The organism is Sporosarcina luteola, from assembly GCF_023715585.1.
Lineage (GTDB): Bacteria > Bacillota > Bacilli > Bacillales_A > Planococcaceae > Sporosarcina > Sporosarcina luteola_D.
The window spans coordinates 1441358-1463997 of sequence record NZ_JAMBOK010000001.1 but is presented as its reverse complement, the minus strand read 5'-3'; the positions used below and the strand labels follow the sequence as shown (position 1 = coordinate 1463997).

The following is a 22640-nucleotide window of genomic DNA, read 5'->3' as shown; positions in this document are numbered from 1 at the left end:
TTTCAGATCAAATAATGATGCTTATAACAGTTTACGCGGAAAATAATTGAAGTAGACACACGCTCATTTATCTGAATATTTATTATTTTAACTTGTAATCTGAAATATCGGTTGCTAGAATATAGATTGAGAACGCAAGGCGAAGGGGAGAGTATCCATGTTCATGATAGAAGTGCTCGGAGAGTATGCAAAACATCGGCCGGACAAAGTATTCACTTCATACAACGGTAGGGAATGGACCTATGGCGAGTTTTATCAAAAAGCAATGAAGGTGGCGGGGCATTTCCAAGCTGAAGGGTATGAAAAAGGAGATATCATCGCCCTTTATTCGTTGAACTCTGATCTCTTCCTCGTCTATTATTTCGGCATTCAATTGGGCGGTTTGACCGTCATGCCGGTCAATACGAAATTGGCGCCGCCTGAAGTGGAGTACATCTTCAACCATTCGGACGCGAAAGCATTAATTTATGATGAAAGACTGGAAGACATCGTCCAACAGTCGAAGCATCCATTCAAAGAAAAATTGTTGATTCAAGAAAATATGGAGGACTTGTCTGCAAGTGGAGCGGATGTATTCCAGCCTGTGGAGTTCAAAGGGGAAGACACGGCGGTCGTCATGTATACATCCGGAACGACAGGCAAGCCGAAAGGGGTCATGCTGACCCATCAGAATCTCCTATCGACCGCGGAAATCTGGTCGGAGGCGATGTCAATCACAGATGCAGACAGGATGCTCATTTCCACCCCGTTATTCCATTGCGCCGCCTGCCATGTTTTCATGATTCCTGTCACATATAAAGGCGGGACGGTCATCATCGAGGAGGCGTTTTCTCCAAAGGGCACGCTGGATTTATTGCAAAAAACAGCACCGACAATGTTTTTCGGCGTACCGGCCATGTACACCATTATCTTGAACCTGCCGGAAATAAAAAAACTGGAGCTGTCATCCCTTCGCTTGTTCGGTTACGGAGCCGCGCCGATGCCCTATGAAATATTGAAGAAGCTGAAAGAGGCATTCCCAAATGTGAAAGTGCAAAATCTGTACGGACAGACGGAAAACTCGCCGGCCGCCTCCACACTGAAAGATCATCTTGCCCTCGATAAAATCGGTTCGGTCGGAGAAGCGTTGCCGCAGACCGAAGTCCGGGTCGTCGATGAATTCGGGGAACCGCTGCCGACCGGGCAAGTCGGTGAAATCGTCATGCGCGGCCCGCAAGTGATGAAAGGCTATTTGAAGGATGAAGAGGAGACAAGACGGGCAATCAAAAACGGCTGGCTCTATACAGGCGACCTTGGCCGAATGGATGAAGACGGTCTGCTCTATATCGTCGACCGGAAGAAAGACATGATCATCCGCGGAGGGGAAAACGTCTATCCGGTTGAAGTGGAAGAAGTGCTTTATCAAATTCCGGGCCTGTTTGAAGCGGCAGTCGTCGGCGTTCCACACGAAGTATTAGGAGAAGTGCCGAAAGCATATGTAGTCGCGAAAGAAGGGGCGATCCTTACCGAAGCCGACGTAATCAGCCATTGCTCAAGCAATCTCGCGAAATATAAAATACCCGTGGAAATCGAATTCCTGGATGAACTTCCGAGGAATGCCTCGGGAAAAGTACTGAAACATACATTAAGGTCACAGGAAAATACCACTTTGTAAACCAAAGCCCCTGTCTTCATGATTGTTGAAGACAGGGGCTGGCTTACTTTAAATGCGGTGGGGCTTACTTCTGGAAAATTTGGTTTTCACGAGAAGAGTTACTTGCACAAGTAGCAGAAAGATGAACGCCCCGGAAATGTCGAGAGCAATATCGTATATAGTTGAAGTCCTTCCACCCGTCAAGGATTGGTGGTATTCATCTAATGCTGCAACAACTCCTGTAAGTAAGAGGGAAAAGGAGAATCTGTAGATTGATCTGATTTTATTTGAAAACAGGAAGTATATGACTACTGCTAGACAACCGAAAATAAGGAAATGTGCGCTTTTTCTTAGCAGGAACTCTACAAAGTAATAGTACCCCCTTTCCTCTATTGATATAGTCCTGCCCCAATAAGGCACTTCAATCTTCTCAAGCAAGAAGTACATTGGCTGGTTGGGAAGCCATTTCTCGAGAGTGGAAATCAATGATTGCTCTTCATATGTCTGTGAAGAAGATATAAATAGGACTCCGACAATTAGTAAAAACACAATTAATTTTTTCATATGTGAATTGTACCATACCTGTTTTTTTCGCGATATTCATGGGAATTGATTCCCTAAATTGGAAAGTGTAGAGTCGATGAAGAGGTTCACGGTCAACTTGACGAAGGAAATGGATTGGCTTTAACTTGGAAGTAAATCGGTCCAATTGAGTTGGATCTACCTGGACGTGAAAGTAAAATAGAAGGGAATGAGAGCTTGTCCGTCAATGAATGGATGGGCTCTCATTTTCATGATAAGCGGATTTTTTTCCGTACTTCGGTGAATGCATGGAACGTCTTCTGATTTCATTCTCCAAAAGCTTGATGAATTGGGGGCAAAGGTTCAGGGCGACCGCTTTTTTATACGAATCCATTAGAAAATCATCCGGTATACTTAACAATTTGTCTCTCCTCCTTGTCATCAATTCGTTTCCGGTTGCATATCTTGAAGTTTGGCTGTTCTTACTTTACCAAAGTTCAATTGTGAGAACAATCGTTCCAATATCCACAGCCGAACGTGGATAAGTTGTGGTTAACTTGTTTGTAAGCCGCATAAGTCAATGGTTGCCTGGTGGATGAAGTGGACAAGGTTATCCACAGAAGGAAAAAATGCGAAATTTGTCGAAAGATTTTATGGAAAGATGAATTTCACAAGAATTATTATTGGACTTTCGACTGGATTCCTCTACTAGAAATCAGCATCCTGGTGTATGCGGCCACCTACTAGTTCATACGTTTAAGTATCAGCTAGTCAGGGGGTTGCACGTTGATAAAGAGGACAATGATTATAATTGCGGTCATTTTACTATTGCTCACGACAGCGGCTTGCAGCGGGAAACGCAATGGCCATGTCGACCTTGCGCCTAAGGGAGCCGTAGAACTTGCAACAGCATGGACCGGAACGGCCGGAATCATCCAGGCCGGCGGAATGTATAAGGAAGGCGAGTACAAGACATTCGCCCATAAAGGATTGGAATACCGCTATTTGGCGGCCAACTTGGACTCCAAGAAGAAAATGAAAGCCGAACTGCACAAATTCGTGACGAAGAAAAAAGCGAAGCGATTCATGAAAGAGAATGGCATCCTGAAGCATAAAGGGAAGTTAGCCTCGCCTGTCCTTGAAGAGGCACCGGGCTCGCTGCTCCAATGGGAGATTGCGACAGCAAGAGAGTTGAAATCGAAAAGAGGCAGGAAAACTTTCGAACTCACCATCCCCATCGGCGACACCCGAACTGCCGAGACGATCATCGTAAGCTACAAATACGTGAAGAAATCAGGCTGGCGGATCGACAAATTCAATGAATAGAGGGGAAGGCCTCTTTTAATTGATTAAGGGCTCAATTAATCTCACAAGGGCTCATTTATTTGATCAAGGGTTCAATTAACCTCACAAGGGCTCATTTATTTAAACAAGGACTCCATCAACGCTTTTGCCAACGAGCAAAAGCGTTTTCAAATTTCCCTCCAAAATCTTACTGAAAGTCTCCGCCTTGCTGAACCAATTCCTTCCACTTGCCAAACTTCCACTCATTACTCACGACCAACAACAATGAAATAAAAATATTTTCAAGTTGTCATATTTCTCACGATATGCAATATATCGCGAATGTAAGCGGATACAATATAAACTATAATTCTTAATTGAACAATAATTATAAAAAGACGGTTGACGTAGGTAAAAATACGATATATGATAGCAACAATCTATTTGGATATGTGATTCATTTCACGCAATTCATTTAGTTGGAATGTTCTTGGAAGATTTGATTAGGAGAGATAGCAATGAGAAGTGACATGATTAAAAAAGGGATTGACCGTGCGCCTCATAGGAGTCTCCTTTACGCAACGGGTGTGAAAACGAAAGATTTGGAGAAACCTTTCATCGGTGTATGTAATTCATATATTGATATTATTCCAGGTCACAAACATTTAAATAAATTTGCTGAAATTGTAAAAGAGGCAATTTGGGAAGCAGGCGGGGTTCCATTCGAGTTCAATACGATTGGTGTTGATGATGGAATCGCGATGGGGCATATTGGAATGCGTTACTCGCTTCCTAGCCGCGAACTGATTGCGGACTCTGCTGAAACGGTCATCAATGCACACTGGTTCGACGGAGTGTTCTACATTCCGAACTGTGACAAGATCACGCCAGGCATGCTCATGGCGGCGGTCCGGACGAATGTCCCTTCCGTCTTCGTATCTGGCGGACCGATGGAAGCGGGTGTCTCATCATCAGGTTCACCGCTATCCCTTACATCTGTATTCGAAGGGGTCGGTGCTTACAAATCTGGCAAGATGACGGCGGAAGAGCTCCTCGACATCGAGAACAATGCATGTCCGACATGCGGCTCTTGCTCAGGAATGTTCACAGCGAACTCTATGAACTGTCTGATGGAAATGCTAGGAATGGCGTTGCCGGGCAATGGAACAATCGTCGCAACATCCGATGAACGCCACAGGCTGATCAAGGAAGCGGCTAAGAACTTGATCCGAATGGTGAAAGAGGATGTCAAACCGCGTGACATCATTACGAAGGAAGCTATCGATGATGCATTTGCACTCGATATGGCGATGGGCGGATCGACCAATACGGTTCTACATACATTGGCGATTGCACACGAAGCGGAAATCGAATATAGCGTCCAGGATATTAACACAGTTGCCGAACGGGTTCCGTATTTAGCGAAAATCATGCCGGCGTCCGATATCTCGATGGATGACATCTTCAAAGCAGGCGGCGTCAGTGCCATCATCAATGAACTTACAAAAATACCTGGAGCCATCCACCCGGATCGCATCACCATCACAGGGAAAACGATGAGGGAAGATGTCCAGGACTATCAAATAACAAACGACCAAGTGATCCGGACGAAAGATAATCCGTACAGCCCGGTAGGCGGCTTGTCCGTCCTGTTCGGCAACATCGCCCCGGATGGAGGAGTCATCAAAGTCGGGGCGGTCGATCCCTCCATCAAGCAGTTCACCGGTGAAGCGATCGTCTTCGAATCCCAGGAAGCTGCGCAGGAGAACATCGATAACGGCACGGTCCGTGAAGGCCATGTTGTCGTCATCCGCTACGAAGGACCAAAAGGCGGTCCGGGAATGCCGGAAATGCTTGCGCCAACCTCAGCCATTCAAGGTAGAGGCCTAGGAACAAAAGTGGCGCTCATTACTGATGGCCGGTTCTCCGGAGCATCCCGAGGCATTTCGATCGGCCACATTTCACCGGAAGCAGCTGAAGGCGGTCCGATTGCATTAGTCGAAGATGGAGATATTATCGACATTGATTTGACAAACAGGACGATCGAGCTTCAAGTGTCAGACGAAATATTGGCGGCGCGTAGATCGAAGCTGCAGCCATTCGAACCGAAAATCAAGAAAGGCTATTTAGCCAGATATTCAAAACTTGTCACGTCTGCTAGTACAGGCGGAGTAATGAAAATATAACAATTCGATGATGGGGCAAAAGGGAATAGACCCTTGCATTCACAGAGAGCCGGTCGTGCTGGAAGCCGGCAATGCAACTATTCGCGATATCACCCCGGAGTGGACTGCTGAAAGGGAAACCGAGTAGGCAATCCCGGGCTCGTGCAAGACGACGGGCTCGTTATCAGCGAATGGTCGTTCTATAACGTCCGTTCACGAGGCGGCAGATGTCGCGAACAAGGGTGGTACCATGAAAAGCTTTTTCATCCCTTATACGAAGAACGAGGTTTCTTTGTGTGGGGAGAAAAGGCTTTTCTTTTTTAATAAAAATTAACCAATAGAAAAGTAAGGAGGAGTTCGTATATGAGTGCGGAAGTTCAAACGAAGCAGGCAGTTATGGAAATGACACCGAAATCTCAAGACGAAAAACAGAATAATCAACCGATGGATGGTTCTGCGGTCTTGATTCAAGGGTTGAAAGACCAAGGTGTCGAAGTCATTTTCGGTTACCCTGGAGGTGCTGTCCTACCAATTTATGACGCATTATACAAGGATCCGATTCCCCATGTGCTTGCCCGTCATGAACAGGGAGCCATCCATGCAGCGGAAGGCTATGCGCGAGTATCCGGCAAGCCGGGCGTTGTCATTGCGACATCTGGTCCGGGCGCGACGAATCTGGTAACGGGGATTACAGACGCAATGATGGATTCATTGCCGCTCGTCGTTTTCACGGGGCAGGTGGCAAGCACCGTCATCGGGACGGATGCATTCCAAGAGGCGGATATCATCGGAATTACGCAGCCGATCACAAAGCATAACTATCAGGTGCGAGACGTTGCGGATCTTCCGAGGATCATCAAAGAAGCATTCCATATCGCTTCAACAGGTAGACGCGGTCCGGTTGTCGTTGATATTCCGAAAAACGTGGCTACGGAAATCTTCGTCACGGAGGAGGAACGCACTGCTGAGGTGAATCTGCCGGGCTACCAGCCGACAACCACTCCGAATTACTTGCAAATACAGAAGGCGGCGGAAGCGATCCGCTTTGCACGGAAGCCGCTCATCCTGGCCGGCGCGGGCGTATTGCACGGGCAAGCGATGGATGAACTGAAAACAATGGTAGAAACAAAACGGATTCCGGTCACGAACACATTGCTCGGACTAGGAAGCATCGCCGGCAACCATGAACTGTTCCTAGGAATGGCAGGCATGCACGGGACATACACGGCGAACATGGCAATTAGCGAGTGCGACTTATTAATCAACGTTGGTGCACGATTTGACGACAGGCTGACGGGAAATCTGCAAACTTTCGCACCGCATGCAAAAATCATTCATATTGACATCGACCCTGCGGAAATCGGGAAGAACGTTCCGACAGAAATCCCGATCGTGGCTGACTCGAAGGAAGCATTGCAAGCATTGCTCAATCAGGAATTCAATGCACCGGACACCGAAGATTGGCTCGCATACTTGAGATGTATGCAGGAAGAAGCGCCGTTATGGTACAACGTCGACGAGCACGAATTCCTGCCGCAGGAAGCAATCCAGATGATTCACCGCATTACCGAGGGGGATGCAATCGTCACAACGGACGTCGGACAGCATCAGATGTGGGCGGCCCAATATTATTCATTGAACAATCCCGATTTCTGGGTCACGTCGGGAGGGCTCGGAACGATGGGCTTCGGGTTCCCCGCTGCAATCGGGGCGCAAATCGCGAAGCCGGATGAAAGGGTAGTCGCGATCGTCGGCGATGGCGGTTTCCAAATGACGGCCCAGGAGCTGTCCCTTTTACAAGAGTTAAGGATTCCGGTAAAAGTCGTCATCTTGAACAACGGAGCTCTTGGAATGGTGCGCCAATGGCAGGAGACGTTCTACGATGAACGCTACTCACAGTCATTGATTCCCGTTCAGCCGGATTTCGTCAAGCTTGCGGAAGCGTATGACTTGAAAGGGTATCGCATCACGAAAAAAGAAGACGCTGAACAAATTTTCCGGGAAGCTCTTCTGTCGGATGAACCCGTACTCATTGATTGCCGGGTGAAAATGCTGGAAAACGTCTATCCAATGGTTGCCCCAGGCAAAGGACTACAGGAAATGATCGGGGTGAAGAGCAAATGAAAAGAGTCATTACAGTGACGGTCATCAATCAAAGCGGCGTATTGAACCGGGTGACTGGATTGCTCATGAAAAGGCAATTCAACATCGAGAGCATCACAGTCGGGCATTCCGAACAGACGGGCATGTCGAAAATGACTTTCATCGTCAATGTTGAGGATGAACGGAAAATTGAACAGCTGCTTAAGCAGCTCCAAAAGCAGATTGACGTCATCAAAGTGAATGACATCACTGACAAAGCAATCGTCATGCGGGAACTGGCGCTCGTGAAAGTCGTCTCTCCGCCGCATGCGCGCAGTGAAATAAACAGCATCATCGAGCCGTTCCGTGCAACGGTCATCGACTCCGGGAAAAACGTCGTCACGTACCAAGTAACCGGCGCCCCCGAGAAGATCGAGGCATTCATCGATCTCGTGAAACCTTATGGCATCAAAGAATTGTCAAGAACCGGAGCAACGGCATTCACCCGTGAAATCCAAAAGGTCAATTCACCACAGTTATCCATTTTAAAATAAATGATTTCAATCTTGTAAAGCTTGTTGATTGTAGCGAAAGGCGGCGACTCCAGTGAAAGCCGTCACGAAGAACGGCTTTTGCGAGCAAAAGCATAGCGTTGCGAGCAGGCTGCCTTAATTTCTGCAAAATGCGCAGAAATACGGCAAATCGAACTCTACGTTGTTCGATTGGCTGAAGCCGTGCCCGCGGAAAGCGTCCGCCTGCAGCGGAAATCGACAATATAAATATAAATAATAAAACCTAAAATTCGAGGAGGAACTAACAATGGCTAAAATGTATTACAACCAGGATATCAATGAAGGACTTCTACAAGGAAAAACAATCGCGGTCGTAGGTTACGGCTCACAAGGCCACGCACACGCACAAAACTTGAAAGACTCGGGATTCAATGTAGTCGTCGGCGTACGCCCAGGGAAATCTTTCGACCAAGCGAAAGAAGATGGCCTTGATGTGAAATCTGTAAGCGAAGCGGCTCAAGAAGCGGACGTCATCATGATCCTTCTTCCGGATGAAAGACAAAAGAAAGTGTATGACGAAGAAATCCAACCGGCATTGAAAGCGGGCAAATCACTCGTATTCGCACATGGATTCAACGTACACTTCGGTCAAATTGTACCTCCAGCGGACGTAGACGTATTCCTCGTTGCACCAAAAGGACCAGGTCACCTCGTACGCAGAACGTATGAAGCTGGCGCAGGGGTACCGGCACTATTCGCGGTATACCAAGACGTTTCCGGCCAAGCGAAAGATGTTGCTCTTGCTTACGCAAAAGGAATCGGCGGCGCTCGTGCAGGCGTACTTGAAACTACATTCAAGGAAGAGACAGAAACGGATCTATTCGGTGAGCAGGCAGTACTTTGCGGCGGATTGACTTCCCTCGTCAAAGCTGGCTTCGAAACATTGGTGGAAGCTGGTTATCAGCCAGAACTCGCTTATTTCGAAACGATGCATGAATTAAAACTGATCGTCGACCTCATGTACGAAGGCGGTATGTCCGGAATGCGCTATTCAATTTCCGACACAGCTGAATGGGGCGATTACGTATCAGGACCGCGTGTCGTGGATGCGGATACGAAAGCACGCATGAAAGACATCCTAACGGAAATCCAAGAAGGCAAGTTCGCGGAAGGCTGGATTGCAGAAAACGAAAACAACCGCCCGGACTACAATGCGTACAAGGAATCGGAAGCTAAGCACGAAATCGAAGTCGTTGGCGAAAAGCTTCGTGCAATGATGCCGTTTGTAAATGAAGGTAAGAAAACAAAACAGAAGGAAGTGGTGGGTAGTGCGAAAAATTGACATCTTTGACACGACACTTCGTGATGGTGAACAATCGGCCGGCATCAATCTGAACACGGCTGAAAAGATGGAAATTGCCCGCCAACTGGAACGTTTTGGCGCTACGGTGATCGAAGCAGGGTTCCCTGCTTCCTCACCTGGTGATTTCGAAGCAGTGCAGCGAATTGCAAATACAGTGAAGAACTCGACTGTCACAGGACTTGCACGTGCAATGAAAAGGGATATCGATACATCATGGGAAGCGCTGAAAGGCGGACAGCAGCCACATCTCCACGTATTTTTGGCCACTTCACCGATTCATATGGAACATAAATTGATGAAGACGCCTGACCAAGTCGTGGACATTGCAGTTGAAGCGGTAAAATACGCCAAAAAATTCTTTCCTCTCGTTCAATGGTCAGCAGAAGACGCATTCCGTTCCGACCCTGCATTCCTCGTCCGCATCATCAACCAAGTGATTAAAGCTGGTGCGACGACAATTAATATCCCTGACACGGTCGGCTATGCAACGCCTCAGGAATACGGCGCTTTATTCAAATTCTTGAAGGAGAACGTGACGGGCATCGAGCGTGTGAAGTTATCTGCGCATTGCCATAACGACTTAGGAATGGCAGTCGCCAACTCCATCGCAGCGATTGAAAATGGTGCCGATCAAGTCGAAGGCACGATTAACGGGATCGGTGAACGGGCTGGAAATGCAGCGCTCGAAGAAATCGCAGTCGCCCTACATGTTCGAAAAGACATCTACGGTTTTGAAACGGGCATCAATTTACAGGAAATTAAGCGAACAAGTCAATTGGTCAGCCAGTTGACGGGCGTCGTCATCCAACCGAACAAGGCGGTCGTCGGGAAGAATGCATTCGCGCATGAATCGGGCATCCATCAGGACGGCATGCTGAAAAATCGGGAGACATATGAAATCATCACACCTGAACTGATCGGTGATAAGACAGCTCCGCTGGCGCTCGGCAAGCATTCCGGCCGACATGCATTCAAGGACCGTGCCGTTACGATGGGCTTCGAGCTAAGCGATGCGCAATTAAATGAAGCGTTTGTCGAGTTCAAGAAGCTCGCAGACCGCAAGAAGGAAATTACGGAAGACGATCTATTCGTCCTCTTCACAGGCAAACAGATCGAGTATGCAGATGCTGAGATTTATGAATTGACGAATGTGCAAGTACAATACGGCACGTCCAATGTTCCAACGGCAACAATCGCAGCGAATGTCCCTTCAGGGGAGAACGTTGTTGTTGCCACAACAGGCGCAGGTTCAGTCGAAGCGATCTTCAATGCACTCGAACTCCTCGTCAAAGGGCAGGTCAATATCCTGGATTACCGCGTCACATCAATCGGAAAAGGACGCGATGCACTAGGAGAAGCAGTCGTCAACTTGCGCTTCAACGGAGAAACGTTCACTGGCCGCGACATTTCACAAGACGTCCTCGAAGCATCCGCCAAAGCCTACTTGAACGCTATCAATAGAAAGTTAGTGAAGGAACAAGTCAAAGTGATGGAAACAGTTAGTCAGTAACAGGGAAGTTAAATTGATTTATGCGTGAATTTAGCGGTTTATGCGTGAGTGTAGCAAATTATGCGTAGATTTAATGATTTATGCGCGAATCTCTTGAGTTATGCGTGAATAAACGAATTTATGCGTTTTTCGTATATATATGTAATATGGTAGATGGATTTTATTAGGATTGGAGCGGAAGGCGGCGACTCCAGTGGGAAAAGCGTCAGCAGAAGACCCCGCAACGAAAGCCGTCACGAAGAACGGCTTTTGCGACCCTAAGGGAGCAGGATGTGGAAGTAGCTGCCCTAATTTCTGCAAAAACCGCAGAAATACGGCAAATCGAACTCTTCGTTGTTCGATTGGAAAGCGTCCGCCTGAAGCAGAAATCCGGATTATTTATACGTTTCCTGTTCTGAAGATTACGCAAATTAGGAAGACAACAAGGAGGAGAAGTTCAATGGAAAAAAGAGTAGCTGTATTACAGGGCGATGGAATTGGACCGGAAGTGACGTCAGCGGCTGTGCGAGTACTTGAAGTGGTTGCAAGACGATTCAACCACACATTCCATTTCAATTACGGTTCAATCGGAGGGGCGGCAATCGATTCATTCAATAACCCGCTCCCGAAAGAAACAGTTGAACTCTGTGAATCAAGTGATGCAGTGCTCTTAGGGGCTGTCGGCGGTCCAAAATGGGATCGGAACCCATCAGAACTGCGACCTGAAAAAGGGTTGCTCGCCATCAGGAAGCACTTTGATTTATTCGCGAACCTGCGTCCGGTCAAGGCAGTCCCTTCCTTGCTTCAAGCTTCTCCTCTCAAGGAGGAAATTGTCCGGGAAGTCGATATGATGATCGTCCGTGAACTGACGGGCGGCATCTACTTCGGGCAGCCGAGCCGCAAGACCGAAACATCAGCAGTCGATACACTCGTCTATACGCGTGAAGAAATCGAACGCATCGTTGAAAAAGCGTTTGAGCTTGCACGGATGAGACGGGGAAAAGTGACATCCGTCGATAAGGCGAACGTATTGGAGTCGAGCAAGCTGTGGCGGGAAGTTGTCGAGGAGAAGCGCAAAGGCTATCCGGATGTCGAAGTCGAGCATCAGCTCGTCGACTCTGCGGCGATGAAATTGATTACGAACCCGAAATCCTTTGATGTTGTCGTCACTGAAAACATGTTTGGCGACATTTTAAGCGACGAAGCATCCGTTATCACCGGTTCACTCGGCCTCATGCCATCCGCGAGCGTTCGTTCCGATGGATTCGGACTTTACGAACCGGTACATGGCTCAGCGCCCGATGTTGCTGGCATGGGCATCGCGAATCCGGCTGCAGCCATTTTATCGGCAGCGATGATGCTCCGCTATTCATTTGGAATGGAGACGGAAGCGGCAGCAATTGAAAAAGCGGTTGATACCGTATTTGAGGATGGCCATTTTACTGCGGATCTTGCGGGTGGATCGGATCGCGCCCTTTCGACAATGGAATGGACGGATAAAGTGATCGGTGAGCTGGATTTGCAGTTCGTCTCGAATAGCATCATGTTTTCATATGTTTAATTTAATTCAGCAAAAACCGGCTGAATTAAATTAAGCCTCCGGCGGATGTCACAGATTTTTCAAGGGAGCTTATCGAGCAAGCTCGATAAAAATCTGGACGCAATTACGCCGAGGCGTAATTGATTTAGGAAGGAGAAGCTCAAATGGCCAAAACGATTATTGAAAAGATCTGGGAGCAGCATATTGTGTACGAAGAACAGGGGAAGCCGGACCTCTTATATATCGACCTTCATTTATTGCATGAAGTGACTTCACCTCAAGCGTTTGAAGGCTTGCGGCTGGCGGGGCGGAAAGTGCGGCGCCCCGACCTCTGCTTCGCGACGATGGATCATAACGTCCCGACTCGGAATTTGCCGATCATCAACGACCCGATCGCTAAAAAGCAGATTACGACATTGGAGAAAAACTGTGAGGAATTCGGCATTGAGCTTGCCGATATGGAGCATCCGGATCAGGGAATCGTCCATATTATCGGTCCTGAACTCGGTTTGACACAGCCCGGCAAAACGATTGTCTGCGGGGATAGCCATACATCTACGCATGGTGCATTTGGCGCCATCGCGTTCGGTATCGGCACGAGCGAAGTTGAGCATGTCCTGTCGACACAGACGCTTTGGCAATCAAAACCGAAAACGATGGAAATTCGGATCAATGGAAAGCTCGGCTTCGGCGTTACAGCGAAAGACGTCATCCTAGCCATCATCGCTAAATTCGGCATCGACGTCGGAACGGGGCATATCGCTGAGTATACAGGCGAAGCAATCCGCTCCATGACGATGGAAGAACGGATGACGATATGCAATATGTCCATTGAAGCGGGGGCGAAAGCTGGTTTGATCAGCCCTGATGAGACGACGATCGAGTACTTGAGAGGACGCCGTCATGTCCCTGAAGGCGAAGCGTTTGAAGAGGCTGCGGAAAAATGGCTCTCCTTGGCAACAGATGAAGGAGCGGTATACGACACAGTTCTCGAAATTGATGCAAATGAAATCGAGCCCTTCATCACATGGGGAACGAATCCTTCGATGGGTTCCGGCATTAGTGCAAATGTGCCGTCCTCGGAAGACTTTGCGGATGAATCCGATAAGGAAGCGTTGAAAAAAGCGCTCGCCTATATGGGGCTTGAAGAAGGGACGCCGCTCACTGAAATTGAAATCCAGCACGTCTTCATCGGTTCCTGTACGAACGCCCGCTTGAGCGATCTGCGGGCCGCTGCTGAAGTGATTGCAGGGCAGAAAGTGCATCCGAATGTGACAGCGATCGTTGTTCCAGGTTCACGCACGGTGAAACGGCAGGCGGAAGAGGAAGGCTTAGATCATGTATTCCTCGAAGCCGGATTTGAATGGCGCGAGTCGGGTTGCAGCATGTGCCTCGCGATGAACGATGATGTCGTGCCCGCTGGCGAAAGATGCGCATCGACATCGAACCGGAACTTTGAGGGCAGGCAGGGGGCGGGTTCCCGCACCCATCTGATGAGTCCAGCAATGGCGGCAGCCGCAGCGATTTCCGGACATTTCACAGATGTACGTAAAATGAAATTGGCGCATGTCTAACAGACAAAAGCGGAGGGCGCTTGCACAGCAAAGGTTCGCGGTCTAAGTACGCCGCGTCCTGCGGCAACGACTTATGACCCGAGTAGCTAGCGCCCGTAGCTGGATGAAGAAAGGATGATTCCATGAAACCGATCAATGAAGTGCGCAGCGTCATGACGCCTTTGAATCGAAAAAATGTTGACACGGACCAGATCATATCGAAGGAATTCCTGAAGCGGATCGAACGGACCGGCTTCGGAAAATACCTTTTCCACCATTGGCGTTTCCATTCGGACGGCACTGAAAACAAAGAATTCGTCCTGAATGATGCCAGGTTCAAAGATTCCAAGGTCCTTGTCGCCCATGACAACTTCGGCTGCGGTTCCTCAAGGGAGCATGCGCCGTGGGCAATCCTGGACTACGGATTCGAAGTCGTTATCGCCCCATCGTTTGCGGATATTTTCCATAATAACTGTTTCAAGAACGGCATCCTGCCGATCCGGCTCCGTGTCGAGGAAGTCGAAGAGCTTTTATCCAAAGGCGAGTCCGCCGCCCCCTATACATTGGAAATCAACCTGGAACAGCAGACGGTTACAGGTGAAGATGGGAAAACATATGGTTTTGACATCGACCCGTATTACAAGCAGATGCTCTTGAATGGATGGGACGAAATCGCGTTGACGTTCCAATATGAAGAGCAAATTGCCGCATATGAAAAACAGCATGCTTGATGAATAGAGACTGCAGATGGATTCACGTTAGATCCTATCTGCAGTCTTTTTTTGTCGATGAATCTCCAACTCATTTCCACGTTCAATTCTCAAGTCCATTAATAGAAGACCAAGCATTTTCTAACCCCAACCCTTCAAAACCCCAGCACACACTTCACATCATTCACATACGACTGGCTCACCGGCAGTTCGGTGCCATCCACCAATGTCACGACTAGATTCGACGAGAAATCGCGCGAGATCCTCGAAATTTTGGCTGTATTCACGATATACGACCGGTGAATGCGCAAAAAAACCTCCGGCAGCCGCTTCTCCAGCTCCTTCAATGTGCTCGAAACGCTGAATTGCCCGTCTTCCGTATAGAAGAACGTCTTCTTTTGAAAGCTCTCGATATGGGTGATCTGTTCAATCGGTACCGGGTACCATTCATCGCCGAGCTTTCCTGTGAGTAACCGGAGAGGGCTTATTTTAACCAATTCATACTCATGCGGAAGGTTGACGACGAGTGCAGCAGGCTCGCCGTTAAGTTTGACGGGAATCCAATCTAGATTGGCAAATTGCTGAAAGAATTCTTCACGCGACCTCTTTTTCTCCATTGATACATCTTCCCCTTTTCGATTTCATCGAGCTATTTCCCCATTCATCCTATAAAACAGTCGTTTTGTCAGAAAGCACAGACAGTTTTAATCTTCTGTTATATAGTAATGTATAACAACTTATCCTGTTGTGGAACAGTAGAAAAGTATCAATTACTCTATCAAATGAAAGGTGTGGAATGAAATGAAGGAACAAGTCGAGCAGATGGAGAAAAGCTGGCAGGATGAACGATGGGCAGGAATCGAGCGTGGATACAGTGCGGAGGATGTCATCAAATTACGGGGATCCGTTCAAATTGAACATACATTGGCGAAACGAGGGGCGGAGCGGCTCTGGAAATCGCTTCATGAAGAGGATTTTATCGCTGCGCTCGGCGCACTCACGGGGAATCAAGCCGTCCAGCAAGTGAAGGCAGGGCTTCAGGCAATCTATCTGAGCGGCTGGCAAGTGGCTGCGGATGCGAATATGGCGGGCCAGATGTATCCGGATCAAAGCCTGTATCCAGTGAACAGCGTGCCGAATGTCGTCAAACGCATCAATCAGGCATTGCAGCGTGCGGATCAGATTGATTGTGCAGAGGGCAGGCTCGACGAGTTCGATTGGTTCGCTCCAATTGTCGCTGACGCGGAAGCAGGATTCGGAGGTCCGCTGAATGTGTTCGAATTGATGAAAGCGATGATTGAAGCAGGAGCGGCGGGCGTCCATTTCGAAGATCAGCTTGCCTCAGAAAAGAAATGCGGCCACCTTGGCGGGAAAGTGCTTCTTCCAACGCAGAATGCAGTGCGTAATTTGATTTCGGCAAGGCTCGCGGCTGACGTATCGGGTGTCCCGACGATCATCATCGCAAGGACGGATGCCGATGCGGCGGATCTGATCACGAGTGACGTCGACCCACGCGACCATGCATTCATTACCGGAGAGCGCACGCCGGAAGGGTTTTACCAGACAAAAGCAGGCATCGAGCAGGCGATAGCCCGAGGTCTCGCCTACGCGCCATACGCCGACCTTATCTGGTGTGAAACGTCTACGCCGGACCTTGAAGAAGCGAAACGGTTTGCGGACGCGATCCACGAAAAGTTCCCGGGCAAAATGCTCGCCTATAACTGTTCGCCTTCGTTCAACTGGAAATCGAACTTGGATGACGAGACGATCGGTAAATTCCAGCGGGAGCTTGGCAAGATGGGCTATAAATTCCAATTCGTCACATTGGCGGGCTTCCATTCATTGAACCACAGCATGTTTGAATTGGCGCATGGCTATAAGACGGACGGGATGGCGGCTTATTCGAAGCTGCAGGAAGCGGAATTTGCGAATGAATCGAAAGGGTATACAGCGACTCGCCACCAACGCGAAGTCGGAACCGGCTATTTCGATGAAGTCGCCCAGGTCATTTCAGGAGGTACATCCTCTACAACGGCCATGAAAGGATCGACGGAAGAGGCGCAATTCGTCTAAGAAACTGCCGATTTCACGAATAAACGAAAGGATGATTCAACTGACAACTCAAAAGACGCGTTTCAATATAGACGTAACCGGCGATATGACGGCGGGCACAGAGGAAATCCTAACGCCGGAAGCGCTCGAATTCCTTTATGGTCTGCACGAAAAATTCAATGGCCGGCGAAAGGAATTGCTGGCAGCAAGGGAGACGCGGCAGCGCCGATTCGATGCCGGCGAGAAGCTGGATTTCCTCGAGGAAACGAAGCATATTCGTGAAGGGGATTGGACAGTGGCGCAGATCCCTCATGATTTGCAGGATCGGCGTGTTGAAATAACGGGTCCTGTCGATCGGAAGATGATTATTAATGCACTTAATTCCGGAGCGAAAGCATTCATGGCTGATTTTGAAGATGCGACTTCGCCGACGTGGTCGAATATGATAGACGGTCAGTTGAATCTCAAAGATGCCATTAGAGGGACAATTTCATTCGAGCAGGCCTCCAATGGAAAGAAGTATTCTTTGAATGAAGAGACAGCCGTTTTAATGGTGAGGGCACGAGGCCTTCATCTGGAAGAAAAGCATATCTTGATTGACGGTGAGCCGATGGCAGGGGGGTTCTTCGATTTCGGGCTATATTTCTTCCATAATGCGAAGGAGTTACTGGAGAAGGGGTCCGGTCCATATTTCTATTTGCCGAAGCTCGAAAGCCATCTTGAAGCACGATTGTGGAATGAAGTGTTTGTCTTCGCGCAGGAAAGTCTGGGCATTCCGACTGGTACGATACGTGCGACGGTGTTAATTGAAACACTTCCTGCGGCATTCGAGATGGATGAAATTCTGTATGAACTGCGCGACCATATTACGGGACTGAACTGCGGCCGCTGGGATTATATATTCAGCTTTATCAAACGCCTCCGCAGCCAACCGGATGTCATCTTGCCGGACCGAGGGCAAGTAACGATGACATCGCCTTTCATGCGGGCTTACACACAGCTATGCATACAGACATGCCACAAGCGGAACGCGTTTGCGATGGGCGGGATGGCGGCTCAGATTCCGATCCGCGACAATCCGGAAGCGAATGAGGAAGCGTTCCGGAAAGTCGCCGAAGATAAACGCCGGGAAGTGACGGACGGACACGACGGAACATGGGTTGCTCATCCGGGGCTTGTCGCGGTCGCGATGGCTGAATTCGATGCACATATGGAAACGCCAAACCAAGTTCACAGGAAACGGGAAGACGTGCAAGTGACGGCGGCTGAGTTGCTGGAAGTGCCGACCGGGACGATTACGGAGGAAGGGCTTCGGATGAATTGCAGCGTCGGTGTCCAGTACATCGCTTCGTGGTTGAAAGGGAATGGAGCCGCGCCGATCAATCATTTGATGGAAGATGCGGCTACCGCGGAAATCTCCCGCTCGCAAGTATGGCAATGGATCCGCCATCCGGAAGGCAAGTTGGAGGATGGCAGGAAAATCGACGTTGATTTATTCATGAATGTATTTGCCGAGGAGATGAAGAAATTGAATGAAACCTTCGGCGAAAAGGAATACCGTTTCGGCAAATTCAAAGAGGCGGCTGAGCTGTTCGTCGAATTGACGCTTCACGATGAGTTCGAGGAATTCCTGACACTGCCGGGTTATAGAAAACTAGCATAGGAAAAGGAGGAGGTTCATTATGCAAAAGACGAATGAAATGCAAAAGTCGAAAAAGATCTGCCGGGAATGCGGTTGTGAAATTGTAGAGAAAGTTGAATCCCTGCTCTATGAATGCGAACGCTGTATCGGCAAGCATAAGGATTGAAAGAAATGGCCCGTCTTCCCATAATAGGGAAACGGGTCTTTGCTTTTTCAAGTTAGAATAAAGAGGATTTTTTACCCCTGACGGAGAATGGGTTATAATAGAAGAAGAAATCTACTGTAAAGGGGATGTCGTTTTGCGAAATGAAGAGATGTTATTAATTCCTGGACCGACGCCTGTCGTCGATTCGATTTACGATGCCATGGCAAGTGAGACAAGAGGGCATACAGATCCGCGCTTTGTCGAGATTTACAAGCGTTCGATCGAGAGGACGCGCGAGATGTTCCAAACCGACGGAGAAGTATTTGTCATTGCGGGGTCGGGGACGATCGGCATGGAAATGGCTCTTGTCAATACGGTCGGTGCCGGTGAGCGTCTATTGATCATCAGCCACGGGTATTTCGGGGACCGCTTCATCCAGCTAGGGAAGGCATTCGGAATCGAGATCGATGTCCTTCAATCCGAATGGGGACAACAGGTTGCACCGGAAGACGTGGAGCGCAAATTATCGGAGCGTACATACAAGGCGGTGACGATCACGCACGCCGATACGTCCACAGGTGTTGCGGCCGACTTGGAAGCACTCGTTCCGATCGTGAAAAAACACGGCGCACTCGTCATATTGGACGGAGTTTGCGCAACTGCTGCGATGGAAGAGGATATGAGCAAGGAATATGGCGGCGCGGGCTTTAAGATCGACGTCGTGCTGACGGGCTCTCAAAAGGCGATCGGCGTTCCACCTGGGCTTGCGATCGTCGCGTTCAATCAAACTGCATTGGAAGCACGCAAGCAGCTCGGGCACATTCCGGCGTACTATTGCGATATCGAAAACTGGATTCCAATCATGCATGATCCATCGAAATACTTCGCGACGCCTCCGGTTAACTTGATTTATGCATATGATGAAGGCATGAAACTTGTTCTGGAGGAAGGTTTGGAAAAACGATATGCAAGGCATACGGCATTTGGACGAGGCGTCCGCGATGCACTCCGGGAATACGGCATGAAGCCGTTGGCGGATGAAGCGGTTGCGGCATCGACATTGAGCTGCTTCCAGTATCCGGAAGGCCTGGATGACGCTGAATTCCGTTCCGCTTTGGCGAAAGAAGGACTTATCGTCGCGGGCGCATTGGCACATTTGGGCGGCAAAGCATTCCGCCTCGGCCATATGGGCAACACGACAGAACAAATGTTGATTTCTGCAATCGAAAAGATCGGTGAAGCATTGAAGGATGCGGGCTACGAAGCGCCGATCGAGCAAGCTGTCAACCGTTTTAAAGAAGCAACGGCTACACTCGTCTATTGATAGACAGAAACCACCCTATTCTTCTCTGAAATAGGGTGGTTTCTTATGCGTGGGCTAGTTATGCTCGAGTTGGGTTGAGGTGTGCTCATTCCGGCACTTTGGACCCGCTTTATTCAGCTGGAAAAACCTCACTCACCACGCATCTCCTCAACGATCTCGACCGCCACATCCGGCACATCCGTAAAGATGCCATCTGCACCAATTTCAATCATGCGCCGGATTTCTTTCTCTTCATTGACCGTGAACGGATGGACATGTAAATCCTCATCATGTGCAAGCTCAACCAACTCCTCTGTTACAACCGACTTATCCACACCTATGCCAGACGCATACTCCGCGACTTTCTCCAACCGAATTTTCGTCAGCGTCGTTTCATTTTTTATCGAATACAGTTGAATTAGCGGAATGGCCGGCTCCTGCTCATGGATGCTTTTTAGAGATCTGGCATCGAATGATTGCAGGATCACTTTCGGCAGTTCCGTGTCTGCTAGCGGCAGCAGCCCGAATGCCCTCAGCTGTCCGAGCAAAGCGTCCTCGATTCCTGGGTAGGAGGCGGGCGATTTCAGTTCGATATAGTAATTAACATCGTCTTGGAAGTACGAAAAGATCTCTTCCGTAGTGACGATGCGCAGCGGATCGATCCCTTCAGGCAATGAAACCGCAAGCTTCCCGTCGAATTTGGACTCGCGGTGTACTTTCTTCAACTCATGAAAGTCAACTTCTGCGATCTGTTTTATGCCATTCGGCAAATGAACGAAAGGGTCATGCATCGATACGAGTTCACCGTCTTTCGTCATATGCACATCCAATTCAATATAATCCGCCTTCATCTGCACTGCCAATCCGTAGGACAGAAAGGAATGCTCCGGAGCGTAGGCGGAAGCCCCGCGGTGCGCAATGATCAGAAATTTGTCTACAGGCAGAGATGCCGCCTCTGACGCCGTCGAACATGCCGATAGAAGGATGAGCAAGCTTAGCAGAACCCCTTTTTTCATGAAGTGATATCCCCCCTTTAGCTCTAGTAGTTGTCTGGAATGAAAGATAAGCGTGACATACGTCTCCAAATTATACGATAAACAAGTGTACGTTATATCCAATATAAATGTAAGAATTGAGCTGGGCGAGTTTCTTTCATTATCGCCGGCTTATTAATTGACGGCCGCTCTTTTTGGATGCTATCCGATTAAAAGAACTGATTAAGGGTAACGTAAAGGTAAGACATCAACGTGGAGGAGCTGTTCATTATGAAGGATAACCGTTTTCAAACAAAGCCAAATGATGAAAAAGGCAAAGCGTTCACAGGAATGCCGAATGCCAAGCAATTCCCTGACTTAGAGCCTGAACAAGAGGCGGAAAAGCAAATGGCGCAGTTCAAGAATTCAACTGGGTGCAGAGAAGAGCCGACGGATAGTAAATGGGAACAATAATACGGAGACCTATGATTCGTGCTAGCGAAGCATAGGCTTTTTCCGTCTTCCATATTTTTCAATGTTGAAGTATAGTGAGAAAGAGACTACTACTTTATAACTGGGGATGGAAGTTTGAAACGTTTCGCCATAGCAACCATAATCTGTAACTTTTTATTGACAGGGTGCATTCAAACTGAAGAAGAAGAAGTCATCCGTCCAGACAACTTTACGGTGCTTCAAAGCAACCCGTATGAGATGGAACTTCACGGAAAAACAACTGAACTTACAATCGGAATGGTAGGGGACATCCTCTTGCATTATCCGCTTTATACTTATAATAGCTACGACATCCCGTTCAGTGCGGTGAAAGACCAAATGACCAGCATCGACCTCCTGCTCGCGAACCAGGAATCATTGCCGGGGGGAGTAGAGCTGGGATTGTCCGGGTATCCGGAGTTCAACAGTCCGAAACATATCATCAGGGACTTAAAAGCGAATGGGGTCGATCTGCTGTCCATAGCTAATAACCATGCGCTTGATCAAAAGGAAAGCGGCTTATTGAAGGCGATAGGGCATATGAACGAATACGGAATGCCTTATATCGGTGCATTTGAGTCAGCGGAAGATCGTAGGACGAAGCGGATAATTGACGTGAAAGGTGTGCGTATCGGCGTTTTAGCTTATGCATACGGTCTGAACGGAGCGGCAATTCCAAAAGGGAAGGGCTACTTGGTTTCATTGATTGATAAAAACCGAATGGAAGCGGAGATTCGGGAATTAAAAGCCGAAGCGGATCTGACGGTCGTCTCTATCCATTGGGGCGATGAGTATAAGCTGCAGCCTTCCGAACGGCAGGTGGAGCTAGCCGAGTGGCTTGCGTCACAAGGTGTTGACATCCTCTTCGGCCACCATCCGCATGTCTTGCAACCTCATGCAAGAATCGGCCATACGGAAGTTTTTTATTCGCTCGGAAACTTCTATTCCGCGCAAGCATTTGATTCTACAAATATTGGCGGCATTGGGAAAGTACATCTTTCCGTCTTTGAATTGGCGGGAAGACGTTTCATGGAAGTGGAGAAATCGACATTTCATCCCACAGCTGTCATCCGTGACGAGAATGAAAGATTCGTAGTCGTGCCATTACAAGACGCAGTTGGCAGGACAAGTTTTGATGAGAAGTGGGTTGCCGAACATGTCGGCTTGTCTGAATGAAAA

General features: G+C 48.5%; 20 protein-coding genes. 16 read left to right on the top strand and 4 right to left on the bottom strand.

What is annotated here, in order from left to right; all coding sequences use genetic code 11:
* The first annotated feature begins 157 nt into the window (after positions 1-157).
* Positions 158-1654 (top strand): class I adenylate-forming enzyme family protein, encoded by a 1497-nt coding sequence (locus M3193_RS07380; RefSeq protein ID WP_251625632.1) that lies wholly within the window; start codon positions 158-160, stop codon positions 1652-1654.
* A gap of 48 nt (positions 1655-1702) precedes the next feature.
* On the opposite strand, the gene M3193_RS07375 is transcribed toward M3193_RS07380, so the two are convergent.
* Entirely contained in the window at positions 1703-2197 is a 495-nt protein-coding gene (locus tag M3193_RS07375; protein WP_251625630.1) for a VanZ family protein, read from the bottom strand.
* A gap of 202 nt (positions 2198-2399) precedes the next feature.
* Positions 2400-2576 carry a sporulation histidine kinase inhibitor Sda gene (locus M3193_RS07370; RefSeq protein WP_285851853.1) on the bottom strand — a complete coding sequence of 59 codons (177 nt, stop codon included), beginning with the start codon at positions 2574-2576 and terminating at the stop codon, positions 2400-2402.
* Positions 2577-2941: 365 nt separating this feature from the next.
* On the opposite strand from M3193_RS07370, the gene M3193_RS07365 reads away from it, so the two are divergent.
* The 9 genes from M3193_RS07365 (at position 2942) to leuD (ending at position 14874) form a co-directional block, all read left to right on the top strand.
* Positions 2942-3481, top strand: a complete 540-nt coding sequence (locus tag M3193_RS07365) for an IseA DL-endopeptidase inhibitor family protein (protein ID WP_251625626.1) — start codon at positions 2942-2944, stop codon at positions 3479-3481.
* Between the two features lie 476 nt (positions 3482-3957).
* On the top strand, positions 3958-5625 hold the full coding sequence (gene ilvD, locus M3193_RS07360; protein ID WP_251625624.1) for a dihydroxy-acid dehydratase: 1668 nt from the start codon (positions 3958-3960) through the stop codon (positions 5623-5625).
* A 375-nt stretch (positions 5626-6000) separates the two neighbouring features.
* Positions 6001-7728, top strand: coding sequence for an acetolactate synthase large subunit (gene ilvB / locus M3193_RS07355; protein WP_251627246.1), 1728 nt, complete (start codon positions 6001-6003; stop codon positions 7726-7728).
* Positions 7725-8240 carry an acetolactate synthase small subunit gene (ilvN, locus tag M3193_RS07350; protein WP_251625622.1) on the top strand — a complete coding sequence of 172 codons (516 nt, stop codon included), beginning with the start codon at positions 7725-7727 and terminating at the stop codon, positions 8238-8240. The genes ilvB and ilvN overlap by 4 nt, the downstream gene beginning before the upstream one ends.
* Before the next feature lie 265 nt (positions 8241-8505).
* Positions 8506-9540: a ketol-acid reductoisomerase gene (ilvC, locus tag M3193_RS07345; RefSeq protein ID WP_251625620.1), complete on the top strand. Its 1035-nt coding sequence runs from the start codon at positions 8506-8508 to the stop codon at positions 9538-9540.
* Complete coding sequence (locus tag M3193_RS07340) at positions 9527-11071, top strand: 2-isopropylmalate synthase (protein WP_251625618.1); 1545 nt, start codon at positions 9527-9529, stop codon at positions 11069-11071. The genes ilvC and M3193_RS07340 overlap by 14 nt, the downstream gene beginning before the upstream one ends.
* Before the next feature lie 439 nt (positions 11072-11510).
* Positions 11511-12611 (top strand): 3-isopropylmalate dehydrogenase, encoded by a 1101-nt coding sequence (gene leuB, locus M3193_RS07335; protein ID WP_251625616.1) that lies wholly within the window; start codon positions 11511-11513, stop codon positions 12609-12611.
* A gap of 143 nt (positions 12612-12754) precedes the next feature.
* Positions 12755-14164, top strand: coding sequence for a 3-isopropylmalate dehydratase large subunit (gene leuC / locus M3193_RS07330; protein WP_251625614.1), 1410 nt, complete (start codon positions 12755-12757; stop codon positions 14162-14164).
* A gap of 122 nt (positions 14165-14286) precedes the next feature.
* Positions 14287-14874, top strand: coding sequence for a 3-isopropylmalate dehydratase small subunit (gene leuD, locus M3193_RS07325; RefSeq protein ID WP_251625612.1), 588 nt, complete (start codon positions 14287-14289; stop codon positions 14872-14874).
* A gap of 134 nt (positions 14875-15008) precedes the next feature.
* Here leuD and M3193_RS07320 read toward each other — a convergent pair whose 3' ends face one another.
* Positions 15009-15470, bottom strand: coding sequence for a LytR/AlgR family response regulator transcription factor (locus tag M3193_RS07320; protein ID WP_251625610.1), 462 nt, complete (start codon positions 15468-15470; stop codon positions 15009-15011).
* 184 nt (positions 15471-15654) lie between these two features.
* Between M3193_RS07320 and aceA the strand changes: the two genes are divergently transcribed.
* The 4 genes from aceA (at position 15655) to M3193_RS07300 (ending at position 20016) form a co-directional block, all read left to right on the top strand.
* Positions 15655-16926: an isocitrate lyase gene (gene aceA / locus M3193_RS07315; protein ID WP_251625608.1), complete on the top strand. Its 1272-nt coding sequence runs from the start codon at positions 15655-15657 to the stop codon at positions 16924-16926.
* A 31-nt stretch (positions 16927-16957) separates the two neighbouring features.
* Positions 16958-18568 (top strand): malate synthase A, encoded by a 1611-nt coding sequence (gene aceB / locus M3193_RS07310; RefSeq protein ID WP_251625606.1) that lies wholly within the window; start codon positions 16958-16960, stop codon positions 18566-18568.
* Positions 18569-18587: 19 nt separating this feature from the next.
* A complete protein-coding gene (locus M3193_RS07305; protein WP_251625604.1) occupies positions 18588-18713 on the top strand; it encodes a YhfH family protein in 126 nt (41 codons plus the stop codon).
* Positions 18714-18846: 133 nt separating this feature from the next.
* Complete coding sequence (locus tag M3193_RS07300) at positions 18847-20016, top strand: pyridoxal-phosphate-dependent aminotransferase family protein (protein ID WP_251625602.1); 1170 nt, start codon at positions 18847-18849, stop codon at positions 20014-20016.
* 128 nt (positions 20017-20144) lie between these two features.
* Here M3193_RS07300 and M3193_RS07295 read toward each other — a convergent pair whose 3' ends face one another.
* Entirely contained in the window at positions 20145-21011 is an 867-nt protein-coding gene (locus M3193_RS07295) for a glycerophosphodiester phosphodiesterase family protein (protein ID WP_251625600.1), read from the bottom strand.
* 249 nt (positions 21012-21260) lie between these two features.
* On the opposite strand from M3193_RS07295, the gene M3193_RS07290 reads away from it, so the two are divergent.
* The gene (locus M3193_RS07290; RefSeq protein ID WP_251625598.1) at positions 21261-21443 is read left to right on the top strand and encodes a hypothetical protein; all 183 of its coding nucleotides are present in this window, start codon (positions 21261-21263) and stop codon (positions 21441-21443) included.
* A gap of 114 nt (positions 21444-21557) precedes the next feature.
* Entirely contained in the window at positions 21558-22637 is a 1080-nt protein-coding gene (locus M3193_RS07285; protein WP_251625596.1) for a CapA family protein, read from the top strand.
* Positions 22638-22640 lie beyond the last annotated feature (3 nt).